Below are 3658 nucleotides of genomic sequence, written 5' to 3' on the forward strand. Positions count from 1 at the left end.
AGCACGAACGCGGCCGCCCCCAGGACCGGGCCGCAGGCCGTCCCGCTGCCGCCGAGCACGACCATGAACATGAGCGCCGCGGACAGCTTCCAGCTCGTGAGGTCGGGCGTCACGAAGCTGGTGAGGTTGGCGTTCAGGAACCCGGCCAAGCCGCAGACCGCCGCGGCGAGCACGAAAGCCGCCAGCCGGTAGCGATCGACACTGAAGCCCGACGCCTCCACGCGCTGCTCGCTCTGGTTCGCGGCCGCCAGGACCAAGCCGAAGCGCGAACCCTTGATGCGCACGAACCCGAGCGAGGCGAGCGCCAGGGCGCCCAGGGAGGCGAAGTACAGGACGGGCCGGCTGCCCAGGTCCAGCCCCCCGGAGAACACGCTCGACCCGGTGATCGGGGTCTCCTCGTTTTCAGTGCAATAAGTGACGGTACGCAAAGCTAGCACTGGCGCGGGGGTGGTCTGGGTAGACCGTTGATTTCATTGACTTTCCTGTTCGCTTTGTAAACGGGTATGGTGGCCTCCCACTTTTGAGGTTCACGATGCAGGGTTGGCACACAACGTTTTTGGGGATGCGTGGGCTCCCCCGCGATATCAGCGACTTCGAGATGAAGGCATTTTTCACCTTCGATGGTGCCGAGCGCGACGCAATCAATGCACGCCGAGGTGATTCCCACAAGCTTGGTCTGGCGCTCCATATTGGTTTCCTGCGCATGAGTGGGCGTTTGCTCGGTGCCTTTCGGGTAATTCCAGTAGCCTTGTGGCGCCACCTTGGCAACGAGCTTGGCATTGCAGCACCAGAAGTCGCCTCGCTGAGAGCCATGTATGAACGCGGGCGCACGCTATTCGATCACCAACAAGTAGCCTGCACGGTCCTTGGATTCCAGTGGATGAGCGAGCACCAGCGCCGCTCACTGGTACGTGAACTGCGCGACGAAGTGGCGCGCTGCGCCGACCGCGATCAGCTACTCGTGCGGGCGCGTCAATGGCTGTACAAGAACAAGCTGGTGATCGTGCACGAGCGGGCAATTCGGACACTGATTGCGGCGGCACTTGCCCAGCTTGAAGTTGAAACAGGCACCGCCATCGCCGCCAGCGTTGATCCAGCAACACTTGATCGCTGGCGAGCCTCAGTTTCAGAGCTGCGCCCAGATGGACAAACCCAGCAGAGTTGGCTATGGGCTGCACCGGCGAAACACTCAACCCGCCAAATCAGCGAGGTACTGGAGCGCATCGACCTGCTTTACACGCTGGACGTTCATAAGCACCTGGCAGACATCCCCGATCTCATCTTGCGCCGCTACGCGCGCCGACTTGTCTCCAGGCCGCCCTCAGCCGGAGCCAAGATCAAAGAGCCAGCGCGCACCGTGGAGGTCGCATGCTTTCTTCGGTATTGCCTGTTCACCACCACAGACCAGTTGATCCTTATGGTGCAGCGCCGGATCGCCGATCTGTGGCGTCAGGCTGCCGCCGATGTCCCCGCTACCGTCAATTGGGCCGCAATGTACAAAACGCTGCTCGGCGAACTTGTTGCCTTGAGCGCGCAAGGTGCGGTGCCAGATGCTGAGTTGCGTGCCCGTCTTGAAGCCTTGATCACCGAAACCCAGAAACGCAAACCACCGAGCAGGGCCTCCCTGGTCCGCGAGGGATTGATTGATGGAATTCGCCCCGTGCGGTCGTTGCTCGTCGCCATTGCAAAGCTGCCCTGGCAGGCCACCGGCGAGCATCCTGCCATCGAGTACCTTGCCAAGCTGCAAGCTTTATATCTCAAAGGATCCAGAAAGCTGCCAGTTGAAGTGGTGGCACCAAGTCTGGGAATGATCTGGCAGGTTTCGATCTCCAGCCCAGACCGGGAACGGGCGTTTCAGGCGTTGGAGGTGGCCACCCTGTTTGCCCTGCGCCGCGCGGTGCGCAATGGCTCGGTCTGGATTGAGCACAGCCTGAGCTTTCGGGGTCGTGCGCGCTTGTTCTTCACGGACGAGCGTTGGCAGGCAGAGTCCAAGAAACACTATGCCCGTCTATCGTTACCCAGCAAGGCTGCCACTTTCTTGAAGCCTTTGCTGGCCAGAGTAACTGCCGGTGTCGATGCGGTGGCCGCTGCAGCCCGCAGTGGCGTACTGCGCGTGGATGATGAACTCCATTTGTCGCCATTGCCCGCAGAGGACGAAGACCCAGAAGTGACCAAGCTGCGCGCGGCTTTGGATCACCGCATCGGTGAGGTTCAATTGCCGGAAGTGATTCTGGCCGTTGACGCCCAGGTGCGCTTTAGCTGGATCATGCTCGGACGTGAGCCGCGCTCTACCGACGAGCTGCTGATGGTCTATGCCGGCATCATGGCCCACGGCACCAGTCTGACTGCGGTCGAATGCGCGCGCATGATTCCGCAATTGTCTGCCACCAGCATTCGCCAGGCCATGCGCTGGGCGCGGGACGAACGGCGTCTGAGCCAGGCCTGCCAGGCTGTGCTGGAATTCATGCAGCGACACCCGATTGCCGCCACCTGGGGGCGGTCCGATTTGGCATCTTCTGACATGATGAGCATGGAGACCACCAAACGGGTGTGGCAAGCCCGGCTTGATCCTCGGCGCAACACACCTTCCATTGGAATCTACTCCCATGTAAAAGACCGGTGGGGCATCTTCCATGCGCAGCCCTTTGTGCTCAATGAGCGCCAGGCGGGCGTGGCCATTGAAGGTGTCATCCGCCAAGAAAAGCTGGAGACCAGCCAGCTTGCTGTGGATACCCATGGCTACACCGACTTTGCCATGTCACATGCCCGTTTGCTTGGTTTTGATCTTTGCCCGCGGTTGAAGGAACTCAAACAGCGCCACCTCTTTGTGCCACGCGGCACCAAAGTGCCCGCAGAAATCGCTGCGGTGTGCGAAGCCAATGTCGACGTCGCTTTGATCGAAAAGCATTGGGATAGTCTGGTGCACCTGGCAGCCTCGGTCATGAGCGGACATGCCAGTGCGGTGGCAGCTCTTGCGCGGTTCGGTTCTGCCGCCCAGGGCGATCCAATCTATGAGGCTGGCGTGCAATTGGGGCGGTTGCTGCGTACGGCGTTTTTGGCTGACTACTTTGTCAAGGACGCTTTCAGGAACGAGTTGCGCCGGGTGCTCAATCGGGGCGAGGCTGTTAACGCCCTCAAGCGCGCCATTTATACCGGCCGGATCAGCCCGGCGCAGGCCAAACGTGTCGATGAAATGCAGGCTGTGGCCGATGCGTTGAGCCTGATGGCCAACATCGTGATGGCGTGGAATACCTCACAGATGCAGGCGGTCCTGGATCGCTGGTCGAACCGCCGCCAGGTCATTCCACCGGAACTGATCGGGAAGATTGCGCCCACCAGGCTGGAGAGCATCAACTTGCGGGGTGTGTTTCGCTTCCCGGTTGACCGCTATGCTGACCAAATCCTGCCTTCGCGGCCAAATGCATCGATAACTGGCACCAATGGATGAAACCGACCACGGTTTGACGCCACGAATCGCAGATTTGAAAGTGAACAGGACAGTCAATGAAATCAACGATCTACCAACACCACCTCCGCGCCAGCGCTAGCTTTTCGTACCGTCACTTATTGCACTGAAAACGAGGAGACCCCCTCCAGGCCGTCCATTCCTGGCATCGTCACGTCTGTTATCACAACATCAGGTCGGATGGCGTCTAGG

The 3658-nt window shown here is 60.3% G+C and carries 2 protein-coding genes; one reads left to right on the plus strand and one right to left on the minus strand.

Annotated elements, in window-relative coordinates; all coding sequences use genetic code 11:
• Window positions 1–428: branched-chain amino acid ABC transporter permease (locus MRY84_RS17955; protein ID WP_291507064.1), on the minus strand; the 428-nt coding region annotated here is incomplete at its 3' end.
• Between the two features lie 104 nt (window positions 429–532).
• Here MRY84_RS17955 and MRY84_RS17960 point away from each other — a divergent pair.
• Window positions 533–3448 (plus strand): Tn3-like element IS1071 family transposase, encoded by a 2916-nt coding sequence (locus MRY84_RS17960; RefSeq protein WP_003049965.1) that lies wholly within the window; start codon window positions 533–535, stop codon window positions 3446–3448.
• The last annotated feature ends 210 nt before the right edge of the window (window positions 3449–3658 follow it).

It is taken from the genome of Acidovorax sp., assembly GCF_022763525.1.
Lineage (GTDB): Bacteria > Pseudomonadota > Gammaproteobacteria > Burkholderiales > Burkholderiaceae_C > Acidovorax.

What these genes read in the sequence shown, in the direction of transcription:
- MRY84_RS17960 (WP_003049965.1), top strand. Translation starts at nt 533, where the DNA reads ATGCAGGGTTGGCACACAACGTTTTTGGGGATGCGTGGGCTCCCCCGC.